The following is a 16,019-nucleotide window of genomic DNA, read 5'->3' on the forward strand; positions in this document are numbered from 1 at the left end:
ACGTATGCGCTCGATGTAATCCCGAAGCATAAAAAAATAATATATAGATACTTTAGCTTACTCACCAGATCCTATAAGGTCTATATCACTTTTAGTATTAATGTTTTCTATATCTTCTTTAAGGCTATAGAATACAATACCTTGATTAACTTGCACAATGAGATTTAAAACCAAACCCACTAAATACGATAGGACGAAAATAATTATCATCATAACAGAAGCAGATTTACTTATCTCTTGAGAAGTTGCAGCTGTACCAGAATTAATGTCGGTCATCATATCTACAATAAATACAAAATACGGTATCATTACTACAATGTTTTGTACAATGTATACCATTAGAAAAAATAAACCAACAGAGCCAATTGCAGCCCAAAATTTAGAGCTCATGACCGTCCAGGAATACCCAAAACTTTCCCAAACGCTCTTTTCGTTTTCTATGTATTCCATTAGTGTACCTTGGTAATACAAACTTATAGCACCAATTACTATAGGAAGTAGAATAATACCAATTATAGTAATTGCCAAAATAAAACTAATGACACCTGCTAAAATCAATAAAGGTATAGCTATTACAATAGCACAGATGAGATAGATAAATATATTACCAATGTTAGCTTTATACTCATTAATGATATCTGAGGCCGTAAAATTTTTACCGTCATTTTTGGCATAAAGTTTTAAATAAATAGGGACAAATGCATACGAAATTATTGCAGAAACTAAACCAATGGTTACAAAGAGTAAAACGAAGACTACAACTATACTTGCATTTTGGTTCAGATAATCTTCTATTGCATTAGGATTATTATTAGTAAGCCCACCAAAAACAACTTCTGTATAGAAGTTGCTGAAGAAATATCCCAATACCATAAGAATGAGGATAAATATGCCGTTGATGATGAAAAAATTCTTGTAGAGATGCCCTCCATTTTGTCTTAAAAATGAAAAAGTATCTTGAAAAAATTCTCCAAAACTTCTCGATTTATAAAGTTGCATGTGCCTTTTTTAATTTGTTGTTAACGATAAAAGGATAAATTAAATAGTAAAATGATATAAGACTTAATGTGCTCAATATGATACCAATACTCAACCAATTTGGAATTGTGTTAGAATAACGCGTTACGTAACCTTCTAAAAACCCAGCAGCAATTGTAAAAGGGAATGTGCTTATTAAAATCTTCACTCCGTTTTTAACTCCCATTTTAAAAGAGATTATTCTTGAGTATGTTTTAGGAAACAATATACTAGCACCAAGAATTAGACCCGCAGCACCTTCTATAACAATAGCGAAAATTTCCATAGAACCGTGAATCCAAATACCTCTAACACTTTCCCATAGCACACCTTCCTTATGAAAGAAATACTGAAACGACCCTACCATAATAAAGTTTTGAAGCATCACATATACTGTGCCCAAGCCAGCAAAAACACCATATAAAAATGCCTGTATGCCTACATAGAGGTTGTTTAGCGTAATACCTATAAAACTGCCCCAATTGCTTCCGCTTTTGTAGATAGCCACAGGATCACCAGCTTCAATATTTTCTAGGGTTTGGTTAACATAAGCATCACCTAAGATTAAACGTACAAAGGCATCGTCATAAGCCGCAGAAAGTACACCAATAGCTATAAAGCTAAAAGCAATTATAAAGGCGTATAAAATATAACGTCTGTACCCATAGACAATCAGTGGTACTTCTGTTTTCCAGAAATGCACAAATCTGTTGGTCTCTTCGCGCTTTGTTTTATATATTTTTTGAAATGCTCGTGCTGTAAGATTATTTAAATATAGAATTGTCTTACTTTTGGGATAATAGGTTTGAGCATAAGACAAATCGTTTACAAGCTGAATGTAGAGCGACGCAAGTTCATCAGGATTTTTTAGTTGCTTTCCAAAAATAGCCTTTTCGAAATTGAGCCATTTTTGTTTATTTTGCTTGATAAATGCGACTTCTCTCATAGAGAACCAAATTAACATAATTAATGGTAGAGTTACAAATAAATACTACACAAAACGTTAATATAAATTTTGTTGCCGCAAGTGTGGGAGAACGCATCTTGGCATACCTTATAGATCTTATAATTAAGCTTGCTTATGTCGTAGTGACCTACCAGATCCTCTTTAAGGCATTTGAAATAAATGAAATTCTTGTGGATATGGATATGTGGTCTATTATTGCCATTATTCTAACATTTTATTTGCCAGTAATTTTTTACTCATTAATTTTTGAAACGTTTTTAGATGGGCAAACCATTGGCAAGCGCATCATGAAGATTAAAGTGGTGAAAATTGACGGTTATCAGGCTTCTATTTATGATTATTTAGTGCGATGGTTTTTTAGAATCATAGATTTGAACATGGCTTCTGGAATCGTAGCACTAGTTACTATTGCTACTAGCAAAAAAAGTCAACGTTTGGGTGATATGACAGCTGGTACTTCGGTGATTACGCTAAAGAATAATGTAAACATTAGCCATACCATTTTAGAAGAGCTAGAAGAAGATTATGTGCCAACGTATCCTAATGTTATTAAACTTTCTGATAATGATGCACGTATCATTAAAGAGACCTATACGAGAGCTAAAGCAGCACGAGATTATGAGACTCTAATTAAGTTACGACAAAAGATTATTGAGGTAATTGAGCTCAAAGAGTACAACCAAAATGATATGCAATTTATTGATACCATTTTAAAGGATTATAACTACTACACTCAAAATATGTAAGCAGAGAACCAAGTTTGAAGAACAAACTTGTGTGAATCGCTTATACTGAGCGTAGTCGAAGTGTCGAATTATTGAAGGGTCTCGTTTGTAGGGATTTAATGTTGACAGGTGTTTTAAATAATAAGTTGAACCAATTTTAAAAAGATTCCTGTTTTCACAGGAATATGTATGTTTTTTCAAACCTTAGACATATTAGGAACCATAGCTTTTGCCATTTCCGGTGTACTGGTGGCCATGCATAAACGTATGGATCCATTTGGTGTGTTAATCATTGCCTTTGTCACTGCTGTTGGTGGCGGAACCTTGCGTGACATTATGGTAGGAGTAGAGCCAGTGTCTTGGATGCGAAACATGACCTTTGTTTACGTTATTATTGCCTCAACCGTTTTTGCCATAGTGTTTAGAAATTACCTTAAACATCTGCGACGTTCTCTCTTTTTGTTTGATACTATTGGCATTGGGCTTTACACTGTTGTTGGTATAGAAACAGGTTTAGTAGCAGGATTACACCCAATAATTTGTATTGCACTTGGTACAATGACCGCTTGTTTTGGTGGTGTTACCAGAGATATTTTGTGTAACGAAATTCCGGTGATATTTAGAAAAGAAATCTATGCCACAGCTTGTATTGTTGGTGGATTCAGTTATTTTATAATGCGCTTATTTTTAAATGACGAAAACTACCTTTTTATTATTGCAGGTTTGGTTGTAATACTCATTAGACTCATAGCAGTACGTTTTAAAGTGAGTTTGCCGAGTTTGTATAAGCCTGAAGATGTAGAGGAATAATTTCAATATCAAAGAGTAAATTTCTAGTGTTTTATTGTCTTGAGTATATATCTAATCCACCATATTTCATAGAAAGTTCAAAAGCCAATAGAACAAAATTAAAGTTTAACAAGTATTAGGTCTGAAACCTTTAAGTGTACGTGACCTATTCTGGTTTGGGATTTTATAGTCTTGCATTGGTTGATGATTATTGATAGTATTTATAAGTAGGCGAGAACGAGTAATGAGCTATACACGTTTTTGCCAACAGTTTTTATTTATTTTTTTCTCTCCGTAATTTTAAATTTTCAGATAACTTCTCTTTCAATTCATCATATTCCATTGAATTTGATGTTTTCCATTCTTCCAATACAATTTTGTCTTCTTCTGGTAATGTTGCTATTTCTATTCCTAAAACGATATATGAACCATTCTCAATTGGCAATGAGGATTTTATGAAATTATCAACTTCCTTAATAAGTTTTAAACAGTTTTGCATATTTTCAGAGTCAAATTTCAGTTGCTCGTCAGACATATGATAAGAATGAATATATGTGCTTACTTTATACTGTAAATCTTTAGATTTTTTGTAATCGTAATATTCATTTCCAAATTCAAATAATTCACAGACTGCTTGGAAAAACAACTGATATTTATGTTTTAAACTTCCTATTCGTCTATTAACTCGGTCAATTCCGTTTTTTGGTTTAGAATCTTCCACAATTTGTTCTCTTTCCTCTCTTTTTACAGAATGCAAAATCAAGTTCAAATCCAATAATTCAAGTGCGATTCTGCATTCAAGGCAAGCATAAATTAAGGAAGAAGAATTTTTATATTCTTTCGCAATTTTTAATAATTCTGTTACTTGTCGTAAGAGATAAATAGGGTTGTTAATTCTAATATCTGGTTTGTATTCCATTAGGTTAGTTCAAAATGTTTGAAACGTGTTTGTGTATGATTTCGTTGCGTGTTTCAGCAACTAATTTAGCAAATACAAACCGAATAGAAAATCCGCAAGAATTTTCGTAAGTAGGCGAGTATTAACAATGAATTATACTGTTGTTGGCTGTAGTTTTTATATTTAAAAATATTCAATATCAGTTGTTTCTTGAACCCTTTTTGCTCCATTTAAACTTTTGTCTCTTGTCACCCAATTTTGGTGTTTATCGTAGCTGTATAGGTAATTTGTAATAGATTTTATATTATTAAATTTCACATACAGTTCTGTTTGAATAGGATTTTTATGTAAATCAAGAATACACTTTTTAGATGAGAGAAGTTCATTATCTTCCGAAAAATACTTTTCTATAGTCAAAAGCTCTTTGTATTTATACTTAAACCTACCGATAAAATTCCGTGAAGATTTGTCAAAAATATAATGGTCTGTTTTTTGACATTTTGAATTGTATTTAAGTGTTTCAACATCATCATTATAATTAGCATATTGCCTAATTATGGCAGTTGTGTTACCTCTTTTATCATATTCATAGTATTCATCATAATTTTGTTTTAGATTATTGTGAAATCCAACTATTTTTTCTTCTAATATTCCTAAAGTATTATAATGATAATATTCTGTACATAAGTTTTTATCATTAGTGTCAAAAACTCTTTTTTCTTTGATTAAACCGTTATCGTAAAATTCATTCATATAATATTCTCTGGGATTGAATTCTAAAACTATAAAGCCTAATTCATTGAATTCATATTCTTGAATTATTGTGTTGTCACGTATAATTTTATAATTTTTAATTTTCCCATTTAAGTTTAATCTTTTCACATCATTTTGTTCTTTTCGTTTTGAACCAGGTTTGTATTTATTGAATAGATATTCAAGTGTTTTCTTTTGATATAAAGAGTAATACATTCTAATCAAGTTTTGTCATAAGGTTTGAGTGTCAAATTACAGCCAACAATTGGATACACATATTACATATATCCAACTTATATGTTTATAGTCAACAATTTAATAAAATAATAGTACTTTTTCTAAATAGCTATAAATAAAAAGCCATCACAATTTGTGATGGCTTTTAAACCTATATTTAAAACATCCTAATTCTTAGGAACAGGAAAGCCTCTATCGCGCATTAAGGCTTCAATTTTAGCATCGCGTCCTCTAAATAGTCGGTACGCTTCTGTAGGATCCATAGCATTGCGTGGCGCAAACAAATACTTTACTAATTTGTCAGCAACGGCTTTGTCGTAAAACCCATCTGGTGCTTCTTTAAACGCTTCAGAGGCATCACTCGTTAAAACATCTGCCCACATATAACCATAGTATGCTGTGGCATAGCCTTCGCCAGAAAATACGTGTCCAAAATGTGGAGTTCTATGACGCATTGGCAATTCTTTTGGCATACCTAACTCGTCTAAGGCTTCGCGCTCAAATTTATCTATATCTATATTAGTTGGATCTGCTAAGTGTAATTTCATATCAACTAAAGCAGAGGCTAAATATTCTGTTGTAGCAAAGCCTTGGTTAAAGGTTGCTGCTTTTTTAATTTTTTCAACCAATTCGGCTGGAATCGGTTTTCCTGTTTCGTGGTGTACCAAAAACTGATTGATAACTTTATCTGTAGATAACCAGCGCTCTAACAATTGTGATTGAAACTCGGTATAATCTCTAACACCTCCTTGTAGTGTTGGATACTTCACATCTGCCGCAAAGAAGTGTAACGCGTGCCCAAACTCATGGAAAAACGTAGTGGCATCATCCCAAGACACCAAAACCGCTTCACCAGGTGCTGGTTTTACAAAGTTAGAGTTGTTAGAGGCTAATACATTAGTTTGTCCTTCAAAAGTGGTAGAACTTCTGTAAGTTGTAGCCCAAGCACCAGAACGTTTACCTTCGCGAGCATAAGGGTCTAAGTACCAAAGCCCAATGTGTTTGCCAGAGTCTTTATCTGTGACTTCCCAAACCTTTACATCCTCATGAAACACAGGAACTGAGCCTTCTTCAACAGGTGTAAATTTATAATTAAAAATTTCTCCAGCCACAAAGAACATAGCTTCGGTTAATTTGTCTAACTGAAGGTATTGTTTTACTTCATCGCTATCTAAATCGTATTTCTTTTTACGAACTTTTTCGGCATAGTAACGGTAATCCCAAGGTTCTATCGTTATGTTATCTCCAAGCTCGTTTGCTACAGTTTGCATATCTGCAACTTCTTCTTTTACTCTTGCAGTTGCTGCAGGCCAAACTTTTAGCATTAAATCCATGGCATTTTCAGGATTTTTTGCCATTCGGTCTTGTAATCTCCACTCAGCATAATTATCGTATCCCAAAAGGCCTACACGCTCTTTACGTAGTTTTAAAATTTCTGCAATAATTTGGTTGTTGTCGTATTCATCTCCATTATCTCCTCTAGAGTAGTAGTTTTCCCAAACTTGTTTGCGCAATTCGCGCTCAGTAGAGTAGGTAAGAAATGGATCCATAGAAGAGCGTGTGTTGGTAATGGCATACATGCCTTCTTTGCCTTTGTCTGCAGCTATTTTAGCAGCCGATTTTATAAAACCATCAGACAAACCACCAAGTTGATCTTTGGTTAAATACGTGACATAGTTTTCTTCATCGTGCAGTACATTGTTAGAAAACTTAGTGTATAATGTTGAAAGTTCTTTGTTGATTTCAGCATAGCGCTTTTTCTTTTCCGCATCAAGGTTGGCACCATTCATTTCAAATTGTTTGTAGGTCAAATCTACAACACGTTGTTCTTGTGGTTCTAGAGGATTTTTTTGTGAAACTTCATAAACGGTTTTGATGCGTTGAAATAATTTTTCATTCTGAGAAATCTTAGAACGAAATTCTGAAAGTTTAGGTGCTAATTCTGCTTGTACTTCTCTAAATTCTGGTGATGACATATTGCTAGACAAAATACCATAATAGGTAAACACACGATCTAAAGTTTTGCCTGCACTTTCCATGGCGACGATGGTGTTTTCAAAAGTTGGTGCTTCTGTATTATTGGCAATGGCATCAATTTCTTCTAATTGTAATTCCATGCCTTTTTCAACAGCTTCTTTTACATCAGCTACATTCATTTTGTCAAAAGCAGGAACACCTTGGTAAGGTCCTGTCCACTCTCGTAGTAGGATATTTTCTGTCATTGATTTGTCTTCGGTTTTTTGTTCTTCTTTACAACTTGCAAATAAGATAATGCTACTTAAAACAGTAGCTTTAATTACTTTGGAAATCATTGTTTTAGTTCGTTTTTAAAATCTTTAATTTGTCATGCTGAACTTGTTTCAGCATCTAAGAGTTAGTTAAATTATTTGGCTTGATGAGATTCTGAAGCAACACTTCGACTTAGTTCAGTACAAGGTTCAGAATGACACAGTTTAAGTATACAAGATATTAATTTTAGTACAGTGGACTTCTTAATTATTCTATAATTTCTACCTTTTTAATGTAAACATTATCAACTGGCCAGTCACCATCATCAGTCTTTACAGCATTAATTCTATCCACCACATCCATACCTTTTATAACTTCTCCAAAAACCGTGTAATCACCATCGAGATGTTTGGCTTTTTCTCTGTTTACCACAATAAAAAACTGAAATGGCGAGGCGAGTTTGTATGCGTTTTCAATTTCGCTACTTGGCATTGAGATTGAACCTCGTTGATGTGTATAGCCACGTTTAGTATCTGGTGGTAAGAGGTATTTACCAATTTTGCGTCGTTTTTTGTATAAATCTAATCCGTCGCTACTTCCTCCTTGTATTATAAAATCTTTTACAACTCTGTAAAATTGTGTGCCGTCAAAGTATTTGCGTTTAGTGAGATAAATGAAGTTAGAACGATGGAACTTGGTTTTATCATAGAGCAATATGTCTATGTTTCCAAAATCAGTAGTAAGTCGTACTTTATTTTCCTTGTGTTCTTTGTCGTATTCTAAAAAGAACTCCATGGCATTGTCATCCGTAAGAATTGGAAATTCTGATGTCTTTTTTGCCTTCTTTTTTGGTGTTGGCTTCGCTTTGGTAGTTGTGGTATCTTTTACAGTGGTAGTGTTAGAATTTTTTGAAGTTTGCTTATCTTCACAGTTCGATAAAAAAAGAATAGTAAAAAACAATAATAGAAATCTCATAAATGCACTTTAATACGTTTTCTGAATCCGTAGTAAAAATAAAACATCTAGAGCTTTTTGGCGAAGAATCGCATGCTAAAATGTCTCCACCTTACCGATTAGATTTTGCTAAGCGCATGAAAGAAAAGGCTAAAACAGCTAAGACTGCTGGTGTAATGGCGTTGTTTTATCCAGACCAAAAAGCAGAGACCAATTTGGTGTTAATTCTCAGAAAAACATACAAAGGTGTACACTCTAACCAAGTTGGTTTTCCTGGTGGTAAATATGAGGAAGGAGATGATAATTTAATGGTAACAGCGCTTCGTGAAACAGAAGAAGAGGTTGGTGTACCAATGGATAAGGTAAATGTGATTAAGACTATTTCTCCATTGTACATTCCACCTAGTAATTTTATGGTACACCCATATTTGGGACTTTTAGATTCTACTCCTCAGTTTATAAAACAAGATGACGAGGTTGAGGATATTCTTGAGATTCACATACAAGAATTTTTAGACGAGCGTAACGTAATTACTACTAAAGTGCCTACATCTTTTAATGCTAAGGTGGCTGTGCCAGCCTTTAAATTAAATGGTCACATTGTTTGGGGAGCAACAGCAATGATGCTCGGTGAAATCAAAGACTTGTTAAAACAAGTTTTATAAGTTGTCTTATTTCTTACTTTTGCATAAACGAACATAACAATAGAATGCTTTAACCAAATATTTTTATTGTCAGTTCGAGTGGTTTTGTTTCCAAAATAGATTGGAAACAAATTAGTATCAAAAACTTGTTAGATAAAATTCTTTCTCTCGATACATATTTTGCTCATGTTCAATCGCAAAATACACTCGAAATGACGAATTTCATTAAAGCCTCGTTCAAAAATAAAAATTTATAATGGGATTATTCAAAAAAAATCCTTTTGGTCATATACTTTGGGTAAAAAAATGGTTAATCAGAATCCTAGGACTTCTAACACACAGACGTTTTAGAGGTTTTAACGAACTGCAGATTGAAGGTTCTGAAATCATTAAAAACTTACCAGATACTAACGTGCTATTTATTTCTAATCACCAAACATACTTTGCAGATGTTATAGCCATGTTTCATGTGTTTAATGCCAGTCTTAGTGGACGATTAGATAGCATTAAAAATGTAGGTTATTTATGGAATCCTAAGCTAAATATGTATTATGTTGCTGCTAAGGAAACTATGAAATCGGGTCTCATACCTAAGATTTTTGCATACACTGGTTCTATAAGCATTGAAAGAACATGGAGATCTAAAGGGCAAGATGTAAATCGCCAAGTAAAGATGAGCGATATCACCAATATTAAAAAAGCGCTTGATGATGGTTGGGTGGTTACGTTTCCGCAAGGGACTACAACACCTTTTAAACCCATTAGAAAGGGCACAGCTCATATTATAAAAACATACAAACCTTTAGTTGTGCCCATAGTTATTGATGGGTTTAGACGTTCTTTTGATAAAAAAGGATTACGCATTAAGAAGAAAAATATCTATCAATCTTTTGAAATAAAACAACCTCTAGAAATAGATTATGACAACGAATCTATTGCTGATATCGTAGAAAAAATTGAATATGCAATTGAGCAGCATCCTTCGTTTTTAAAGGTAATTCCGCAAGAAGAACTTGAGGAAAAAGAGCGTTTAAACAAAGAGCTTAGGGATTGGTAGATTTCTAACGCGTCTAAAACTCTAATAATCTAAACTTAAACTTCCAGCTTTTTTAACTCATTGTAGTTTCTGTTAAGGCGTTTTAATAGAATACCATAGATAAGCTTATAAAACAGCCATATAATAACTAAGAAAACGGCTGTTATCAATATTGTTATTCCTACTAAAATCGTCATTTGAGTTGTGTCGAAAGCCGCTACCTGATCATGAAAATCTGAGTTTTGATTGAATTCAAAATAAAGCGAAAGCGGTATAGAAATAAAGATCATGACAAGATTATACAATACGTAGTACTTAATAACTTTTCTTGTTCTAAGAATACTTTCCATTAATTTTTTAGCATTATCTGTAGAAGATATGGACTTATGCGATTTGTAAAGTAGATATACAAATAATGCAACCACCGCAAAACCAAAAATTGTTAGTCCTGTAAAAAGAGGGTTTTCATAGCTGGCTTCTAATTTTGCTCGCATTTTGTCTGAAAAGAAATACGGAACGTAACTAACAAGGATCCAAAAAATAAGCTCAGCAACACTAATGTAAAACAGGGTTTTTACAATAGATGATGATTTTTTGTGCAACATTGGATAAATGTCAGAATCTGAATAGTTTTTAAACTCATCACTTCCTTTGTTCCAATCCTTCTTTAATAATTCTAATTCATCCATAAGTTTACGGATTTAATATTGTTTTTAATTTCTTTTTTACACGGTTCATTTTCACTCGTGCATTTACTTCTGTGATACCTAGAGTTTGACTTATCTCTCTATAATCTTTATCTTCTAAGTATAGAAAAACTAAGGCTTTTTCAATATCATTTAGTTGTTGTACCGCATTATAAAGCAACTTTAACTGTTGCTCTTCTGTATCATCGTATTCCTCAGCTTTTATTTTAAATTGAACACTATCAAACTCTTGTGTATTAATTCTTCGTTTCGATTTTCTGTACAGTGTAATGGCTGTATTTAATCCAACACGGTACATCCAGGTACTAAATTTTGAGTCACCTCTAAACTTAGGATAGGCTTTCCAGAGTTGTATAGTTATTTCCTGAAACAAATCGTTGTGTGCATCTTGATTGTTGGTATACAAACGGCATACCTTATGTACAATGTTTTGATGCTTTTGCAACTGCTCTACAAAACTATGTTCTAGTTCTTTGTTCAATTATTTATTTGGTTAGTTAACTATATGTAGCTTTACTTTAATTAATGTTACACAAATATTAAAAAAGTATCTTTTACGCACCATTACTCGTATCTTTGTTAGTGTAATTCAACCTCTATTTTCCATGAATATTCCTGAGTCTAATTTACCAAGAGTTGTTATTGTTGGTGGTGGTTTTGCTGGCATAAATTTAGCAAAAACCTTAGCGAATAAAAATCTCCAAGTAGTACTTATAGATAAACATAACTATCATACATTTCAACCACTTTTATATCAAGTGTCTAGTTCAGGATTGGAACCAGATTCTATAGCTTATCCTTTGAGGAAAATTATAAAAAAACACAAGACCTCATTTTTTCGATTGGCCGAGGTAAGTGAAATACAACCAGAACAAAAAAGTATTAAAACAAGTATTGGCGATTTAACTTACGATTACTTAGTGTTGGCAACGGGAACAAAAACCAATTTTTTTGGTAATGCAGATATTGAGAAGAATAGTATGCCAATGAAAACAGTGCCTCAGGCATTAAATATTAGAAGCTTAATTCTTCAAAATTTTGAAAAAGCTGTTATTGCAAATACTAAAGAAGAGCGTGAAGCTTATCTCAATTTTGTAATTGTAGGTGGCGGACCAACAGGTGTAGAATTAGCTGGTGCCATTGCAGAATTAAAGAATAATGTTTTACCAAGAGACTACCAAGATCTTAATGCTAATGATATGCATATTCATTTGCTTGAAGGCTCAACAAGAGTATTACCTCCAATGAGTGAGCACGCTTCTAAGAAAGCAGAAAAGTTCTTAAAATCTTTAGGTGTAAACGTGCATTGCAATACTCAAGTTACAGATTATGATGGGTTAGAGGTATCGACAAACACAGATTTACAATTAAAATCTGAAACTTTGATATGGGCAGCTGGTGTAACTGGTGCGCCTGTAGATGGTTTAAATGCTTCTGCTTTGGTAGAACGTGCCAACAGATACAAGGTTAACGAATTTAATCAAGTTGAAGGTTATGACAATATTTTTGCTATTGGTGATATAGCACAAATGACTTCTGAAGATTACCCTAAAGGTCATCCGCAAGTAGCGCAACCAGCTATACAGCAAGGCAATTTGTTAGGAAAAAATCTATTGAGATTAATCAATAAGAAGCCAATGAAAGCCTTTGTGTACAATGATAAAGGGTCCATGGCCACAATTGGTAGAAATAAAGCTGTTGTAGATTTAAAGGCCTTTAAATTTGGTGGCTTTTTTGCATGGTTTATTTGGATGTTTGTTCATCTTATGTCTTTAGTAGGTTTTAGAAATAGAGTAATTGTATTCTTCAACTGGACGTATAACTACATTAATTTTGATAAGGCAGCAAGACTCATCATTAGACCTTTTAAGAGGTAATTTAGCGTTATTTAGCTGTAGATTAAAGTTGTCGTGCTGAATTTATTTCAGCATCTAAAACAGTCGGATTTATAATTAAATTAGAATCTGAAACAAGTTCAGATTGACAAAGTTTTAATTTTAGGTAGTTTTTTCAACTTTAAAATTCCTATCACAATAAAAAACTGAGCCAATGCATAAGTTAGCATAATACTTATGTTAGAAAAGGGTAGTGGCTCATAGAATTTGTTCAATGCTAAAATGCTATCAGAAATCATAAAGAAAATAGCACCAACAAAAACCAGGTTATAACTCATATAGTTTACAATCCCCTTTCTCATAAATGCTGTGGTTGCCATGCTCAAAATTACAACCATATAGACAATTACAGGAATAAGCATAGCTCCTAAACCATCTTTTAGTAAATAGAATAATCCTGAAGCATAGGCTAATAGCAGTATCACAAAGCCTATGATTGGCTTTTGTTTATTTCTGTGTTTTAAAAATACAAGGATATACATTACATGTGCTAATAAGAAAGCAACGAGCCCAATGGTAAAAAAGTGTGGTGACTGATCTATAAACATTAATAGAATATCACCCAAAACCGAAAATCCCAATGCCAAAAGCGTAATCCGTTTTATAGATTTTGAAATGCTTCCAGACGTTTTGATAAATAGGAACATTAAGCTGACGACTATAGCAGGTTTGGCTATATAATGTGCTATTTCTAAGGTTTCTGTACTTCCTGTTATAATTTCAAATATTACAATTACAAAGTATAGAATACTGAATTGTTTCTCAGTGTTGGTTAGTTTCATGATTTGAAATTAATTAAAAATATTCAATTCGTCCTTTAAATATTACAACTCGGTAACATAGAATTTAGTAATAGATCATAATGATTGAAGTTTGTTACATCAAAACAAGATAAATCAAATCAGTCATACTGAACTAAATTAAGCAAAAGAAAAATGAACAAGTTAATTACATTGATAGTTTTATGTCTCATTAACCTAAGCTATGCTCAAACCACAATCTCTGGAAAGGTATTGGATAACAAAAAACGACCTATTGAGGGGGCTAATATTTATCTCGATGGAACTTATGATGGAGCAACATCTAATGCAGATGGACAATTTTCATTCATAACCGAAGAAACAGGAACCCAAGCTTTGGTGATTTCTTTTTTATCGTATGAAACAAAAACCATTGTGAATGATGTTTCAAATTTTAATAATTTATCTATTGTTTTAAGAGAAGATGTAGAATCGTTAGATACGGTAGTTTTGAGTGCAGGTACTTTTGAAGCTAATGACAATAGTAAAGTCTCGGTATTAAAACCACTAGATGTGGTAACTACAGCTAGTGCTCTTGGTGATTTTGTCGGTGCATTACAAACGCTTCCTGGTACTTCTAACAATGCAGAAGATGGTCGTTTGTTTGTGCGAGGAGGTGATGCCAACGAAACCCAGATTTTTATCGATGGTATACGTGTGTTTACACCGTTTACACCTACTACCAACAATCTACCTGCTCGCGGACGCTACTCGCCATTTTTATTTGATGGCATAACCTTCTCAACGGGTGGCTATTCTGCTGAGTACGGCCAAGCTTTATCTAGTGTATTGTTATTAAATACAATAGACGAACCAGACCAAGAAAAAACAGATATTGGCATTATGAGTGTTGGAGCCACGCTAGGAAATACACAAAAATGGGAAAAGTCTTCTTTAAGCTTTAATGCATCATACATTAATCTTGCACCATATTTTGAAATCTTTGATAACAGAAACACATTTCAAAAGCCATTCCAGGCAGCTCAAGGTGAAATGGTATTTAGAAGAAAATTAAAAAATGGTCTTTTTAAATTTTATTCCGCCTTTGATACAACCGATTTTGAATTGACACAACAAGATATCAATTTTGAAGACGGCTTAAACTTTAGCTTGAACAACAGAAATTTTTACCTTAATTCCTCCTACAAAGGTGTTCTAGGAAATAGTTGGTCCATACAAACTGGATTGAGTTTTACGCATGATGATTCTAAGAATGGTATCGAAACCATTGCTATCAATAGTATTGAGAATTCAGCACATTTAAAGCTAAAATTAAAGAAGCGTTTTAGCAGTCGTTTTAAAGTGAGTTTTGGTGCCGAACAGTTCATAACAGGATATAACGAAAATTTTAAAGACGATTCCTTTAATGTGTCTTATGGTTTTGAAAATAATATAACTGCAGGCTTTGCCGAGGCTGATGTAATTTTTTCTAAAAAATTAGCATTAAAAGCTGGTATACGAGCAGATTACAGCTCAGTTTTTAATGACACTGAAGTAGGTCCGAGAGCAGCTTTGGCTTACAAAAGTTCTAAGAATGGGCAGTTTTCTTTAGCCTATGGAAATTTTTTTCAAAACCCTAACAACAACATTTTAAGATTTGAACAAGATTTAGAGGCTCAAAAAACAACACAGTATATTCTTAATTATCAATATGTAAATAATGGTAAGATTTTTAGAGCTGAAGCTTATAGAAAGGATTATGACAATTTGGTAAAGTTTGATAGTAATTTCACTAATTTAAATAATGACTTAAACAATACTATAAATACCAATTTCAACACAAGCGGTAATGGTTATGCACAAGGTGTTGATTTATTTTGGCGAGACAATACAAGCGTTAAAAATCTAGATTATTGGTTAAGTTATTCATACTTAGATACAGAACGTAACCATCAGAATTTTCCATTAGCAGCACAGCCAAATTTTGCATCAAACCATAATTTTTCAGTAGTTGGTAAGTATTGGATAGACAGTTGGAAAAGTCAACTTGGTATAGACTATACTTTTGCCTCAGGTAGACCGTACAATAACCCAAATACAGATGAGTTTCTCGCAGAGCGAACTAAGCCATTTAATAGTATAAGTTTAAATTGGGCCTATTTAATTGATCAACAAAAAATCTTGTATTTTTCGGTGAACAATGTTCTTGGCTTTAGAAATATTAACGGTTATCAATACTCTAACACACCAGATGCCAATGGTCAATTCGATAGAATGGCTTTTAGACCAGCAACCGACCAGTTCTTTTTTATAGGCTTCTTTTGGACCATTAGTGAAGATGGTACGGACAATCAATTAGATAACCTTTAAATGTTAAAATATTTAACAATTTTTTAAACATGACTTTTGTCATGAGTTTTGCGCCGAA

General features: G+C 33.1%; 15 protein-coding genes. 6 read left to right on the top strand and 9 right to left on the bottom strand.

The window, feature by feature from the left end; genetic code table 11:
- Nucleotides 1-57 precede the first annotated feature (57 nt).
- Together FC091_RS08645 and FC091_RS08650 are read right to left on the bottom strand one after the other, a co-directional pair.
- Nucleotides 58-999, bottom strand: coding sequence for a hypothetical protein (locus tag FC091_RS08645; RefSeq protein WP_138433867.1), 942 nt, complete (start codon nucleotides 997-999; stop codon nucleotides 58-60).
- Entirely contained in the window at nucleotides 986-1,963 is a 978-nt protein-coding gene (locus tag FC091_RS08650) for a stage II sporulation protein M (protein WP_138433868.1), read from the bottom strand. The genes FC091_RS08645 and FC091_RS08650 overlap by 14 nt, the downstream gene beginning before the upstream one ends.
- Nucleotides 1,964-1,986: 23 nt before the next feature.
- Between FC091_RS08650 and FC091_RS08655 the strand changes: the two genes are divergently transcribed.
- On the top strand, nucleotides 1,987-2,730 hold the full coding sequence (locus FC091_RS08655) for an RDD family protein (RefSeq protein ID WP_138433869.1): 744 nt from the start codon (nucleotides 1,987-1,989) through the stop codon (nucleotides 2,728-2,730).
- A 168-nt stretch (nucleotides 2,731-2,898) separates the two neighbouring features.
- A complete protein-coding gene (locus FC091_RS08660; RefSeq protein WP_138433870.1) occupies nucleotides 2,899-3,519 on the top strand; it encodes a trimeric intracellular cation channel family protein in 621 nt (206 codons plus the stop codon).
- 253 nt (nucleotides 3,520-3,772) lie between these two features.
- Here FC091_RS08660 and FC091_RS08665 read toward each other — a convergent pair whose 3' ends face one another.
- From FC091_RS08665 to FC091_RS08680, 4 genes are all read right to left on the bottom strand, one after another.
- Nucleotides 3,773-4,417: a hypothetical protein gene (locus FC091_RS08665; RefSeq protein WP_138433871.1), complete on the bottom strand. Its 645-nt coding sequence runs from the start codon at nucleotides 4,415-4,417 to the stop codon at nucleotides 3,773-3,775.
- Between the two features lie 162 nt (nucleotides 4,418-4,579).
- Entirely contained in the window at nucleotides 4,580-5,365 is a 786-nt protein-coding gene (locus FC091_RS08670) for a hypothetical protein (RefSeq protein ID WP_138433872.1), read from the bottom strand.
- A 188-nt stretch (nucleotides 5,366-5,553) separates the two neighbouring features.
- The gene (locus FC091_RS08675; RefSeq protein WP_138433873.1) at nucleotides 5,554-7,698 is read right to left on the bottom strand and encodes a M3 family metallopeptidase; all 2,145 of its coding nucleotides are present in this window, start codon (nucleotides 7,696-7,698) and stop codon (nucleotides 5,554-5,556) included.
- A gap of 184 nt (nucleotides 7,699-7,882) precedes the next feature.
- Complete coding sequence (locus tag FC091_RS08680; RefSeq protein ID WP_138433874.1) at nucleotides 7,883-8,590, bottom strand: peptidylprolyl isomerase; 708 nt, start codon at nucleotides 8,588-8,590, stop codon at nucleotides 7,883-7,885.
- 2 nt (nucleotides 8,591-8,592) lie between these two features.
- On the opposite strand from FC091_RS08680, the gene FC091_RS08685 reads away from it, so the two are divergent.
- Entirely contained in the window at nucleotides 8,593-9,234 is a 642-nt protein-coding gene (locus FC091_RS08685; RefSeq protein WP_138433875.1) for an NUDIX hydrolase, read from the top strand.
- Between the two features lie 235 nt (nucleotides 9,235-9,469).
- Entirely contained in the window at nucleotides 9,470-10,270 is an 801-nt protein-coding gene (locus FC091_RS08690; RefSeq protein ID WP_138433876.1) for a lysophospholipid acyltransferase family protein, read from the top strand.
- A 35-nt stretch (nucleotides 10,271-10,305) separates the two neighbouring features.
- Here the strand turns inward: FC091_RS08690 and FC091_RS08695 are convergent, their stop codons facing one another.
- Nucleotides 10,306-10,938 (bottom strand): hypothetical protein, encoded by a 633-nt coding sequence (locus FC091_RS08695; RefSeq protein WP_138433877.1) that lies wholly within the window; start codon nucleotides 10,936-10,938, stop codon nucleotides 10,306-10,308.
- Nucleotides 10,939-10,942: 4 nt separating this feature from the next.
- On the bottom strand, nucleotides 10,943-11,437 hold the full coding sequence (locus FC091_RS08700; RefSeq protein ID WP_138433878.1) for an RNA polymerase sigma factor: 495 nt from the start codon (nucleotides 11,435-11,437) through the stop codon (nucleotides 10,943-10,945).
- 124 nt (nucleotides 11,438-11,561) lie between these two features.
- On the opposite strand from FC091_RS08700, the gene FC091_RS08705 reads away from it, so the two are divergent.
- Nucleotides 11,562-12,833: an NAD(P)/FAD-dependent oxidoreductase gene (locus FC091_RS08705; RefSeq protein WP_138433879.1), complete on the top strand. Its 1,272-nt coding sequence runs from the start codon at nucleotides 11,562-11,564 to the stop codon at nucleotides 12,831-12,833.
- A gap of 98 nt (nucleotides 12,834-12,931) precedes the next feature.
- On the opposite strand, the gene FC091_RS08710 is transcribed toward FC091_RS08705, so the two are convergent.
- Entirely contained in the window at nucleotides 12,932-13,633 is a 702-nt protein-coding gene (locus FC091_RS08710; RefSeq protein ID WP_138433880.1) for a lysoplasmalogenase, read from the bottom strand.
- Between the two features lie 153 nt (nucleotides 13,634-13,786).
- On the opposite strand from FC091_RS08710, the gene FC091_RS08715 reads away from it, so the two are divergent.
- Nucleotides 13,787-15,961: a TonB-dependent receptor gene (locus FC091_RS08715; protein WP_138433881.1), complete on the top strand. Its 2,175-nt coding sequence runs from the start codon at nucleotides 13,787-13,789 to the stop codon at nucleotides 15,959-15,961.
- Nucleotides 15,962-16,019: the final 58 nt, after the last annotated feature.

Origin of the sequence: Winogradskyella algicola, assembly GCF_005869935.1 — a bacterium.
Taxonomy (GTDB): Bacteria; Bacteroidota; Bacteroidia; order Flavobacteriales; family Flavobacteriaceae; genus Winogradskyella; species Winogradskyella algicola.

What these genes read in the sequence shown, in the direction of transcription:
- FC091_RS08645 (WP_138433867.1), bottom strand. Translation starts at nt 999, where the DNA reads ATGCAACTTTATAAATCGAGAAGTTTTGGAGAATTTTTTCAAGATACT.
- FC091_RS08650 (WP_138433868.1), bottom strand. Translation starts at nt 1,963, where the DNA reads ATGAGAGAAGTCGCATTTATCAAGCAAAATAAACAAAAATGGCTCAAT.
- FC091_RS08655 (WP_138433869.1), top strand. Translation starts at nt 1,987, where the DNA reads ATGGTAGAGTTACAAATAAATACTACACAAAACGTTAATATAAATTTT.
- FC091_RS08660 (WP_138433870.1), top strand. Translation starts at nt 2,899, where the DNA reads ATGTTTTTTCAAACCTTAGACATATTAGGAACCATAGCTTTTGCCATT.
- FC091_RS08665 (WP_138433871.1), bottom strand. Translation starts at nt 4,417, where the DNA reads ATGGAATACAAACCAGATATTAGAATTAACAACCCTATTTATCTCTTA.
- FC091_RS08670 (WP_138433872.1), bottom strand. Translation starts at nt 5,365, where the DNA reads ATGTATTACTCTTTATATCAAAAGAAAACACTTGAATATCTATTCAAT.
- FC091_RS08675 (WP_138433873.1), bottom strand. Translation starts at nt 7,698, where the DNA reads ATGATTTCCAAAGTAATTAAAGCTACTGTTTTAAGTAGCATTATCTTA.
- FC091_RS08680 (WP_138433874.1), bottom strand. Translation starts at nt 8,590, where the DNA reads ATGAGATTTCTATTATTGTTTTTTACTATTCTTTTTTTATCGAACTGT.
- FC091_RS08685 (WP_138433875.1), top strand. Translation starts at nt 8,593, where the DNA reads ATGCACTTTAATACGTTTTCTGAATCCGTAGTAAAAATAAAACATCTA.
- FC091_RS08690 (WP_138433876.1), top strand. Translation starts at nt 9,470, where the DNA reads ATGGGATTATTCAAAAAAAATCCTTTTGGTCATATACTTTGGGTAAAA.
- FC091_RS08695 (WP_138433877.1), bottom strand. Translation starts at nt 10,938, where the DNA reads ATGGATGAATTAGAATTATTAAAGAAGGATTGGAACAAAGGAAGTGAT.
- FC091_RS08705 (WP_138433879.1), top strand. Translation starts at nt 11,562, where the DNA reads ATGAATATTCCTGAGTCTAATTTACCAAGAGTTGTTATTGTTGGTGGT.
- FC091_RS08710 (WP_138433880.1), bottom strand. Translation starts at nt 13,633, where the DNA reads ATGAAACTAACCAACACTGAGAAACAATTCAGTATTCTATACTTTGTA.
- FC091_RS08715 (WP_138433881.1), top strand. Translation starts at nt 13,787, where the DNA reads ATGAACAAGTTAATTACATTGATAGTTTTATGTCTCATTAACCTAAGC.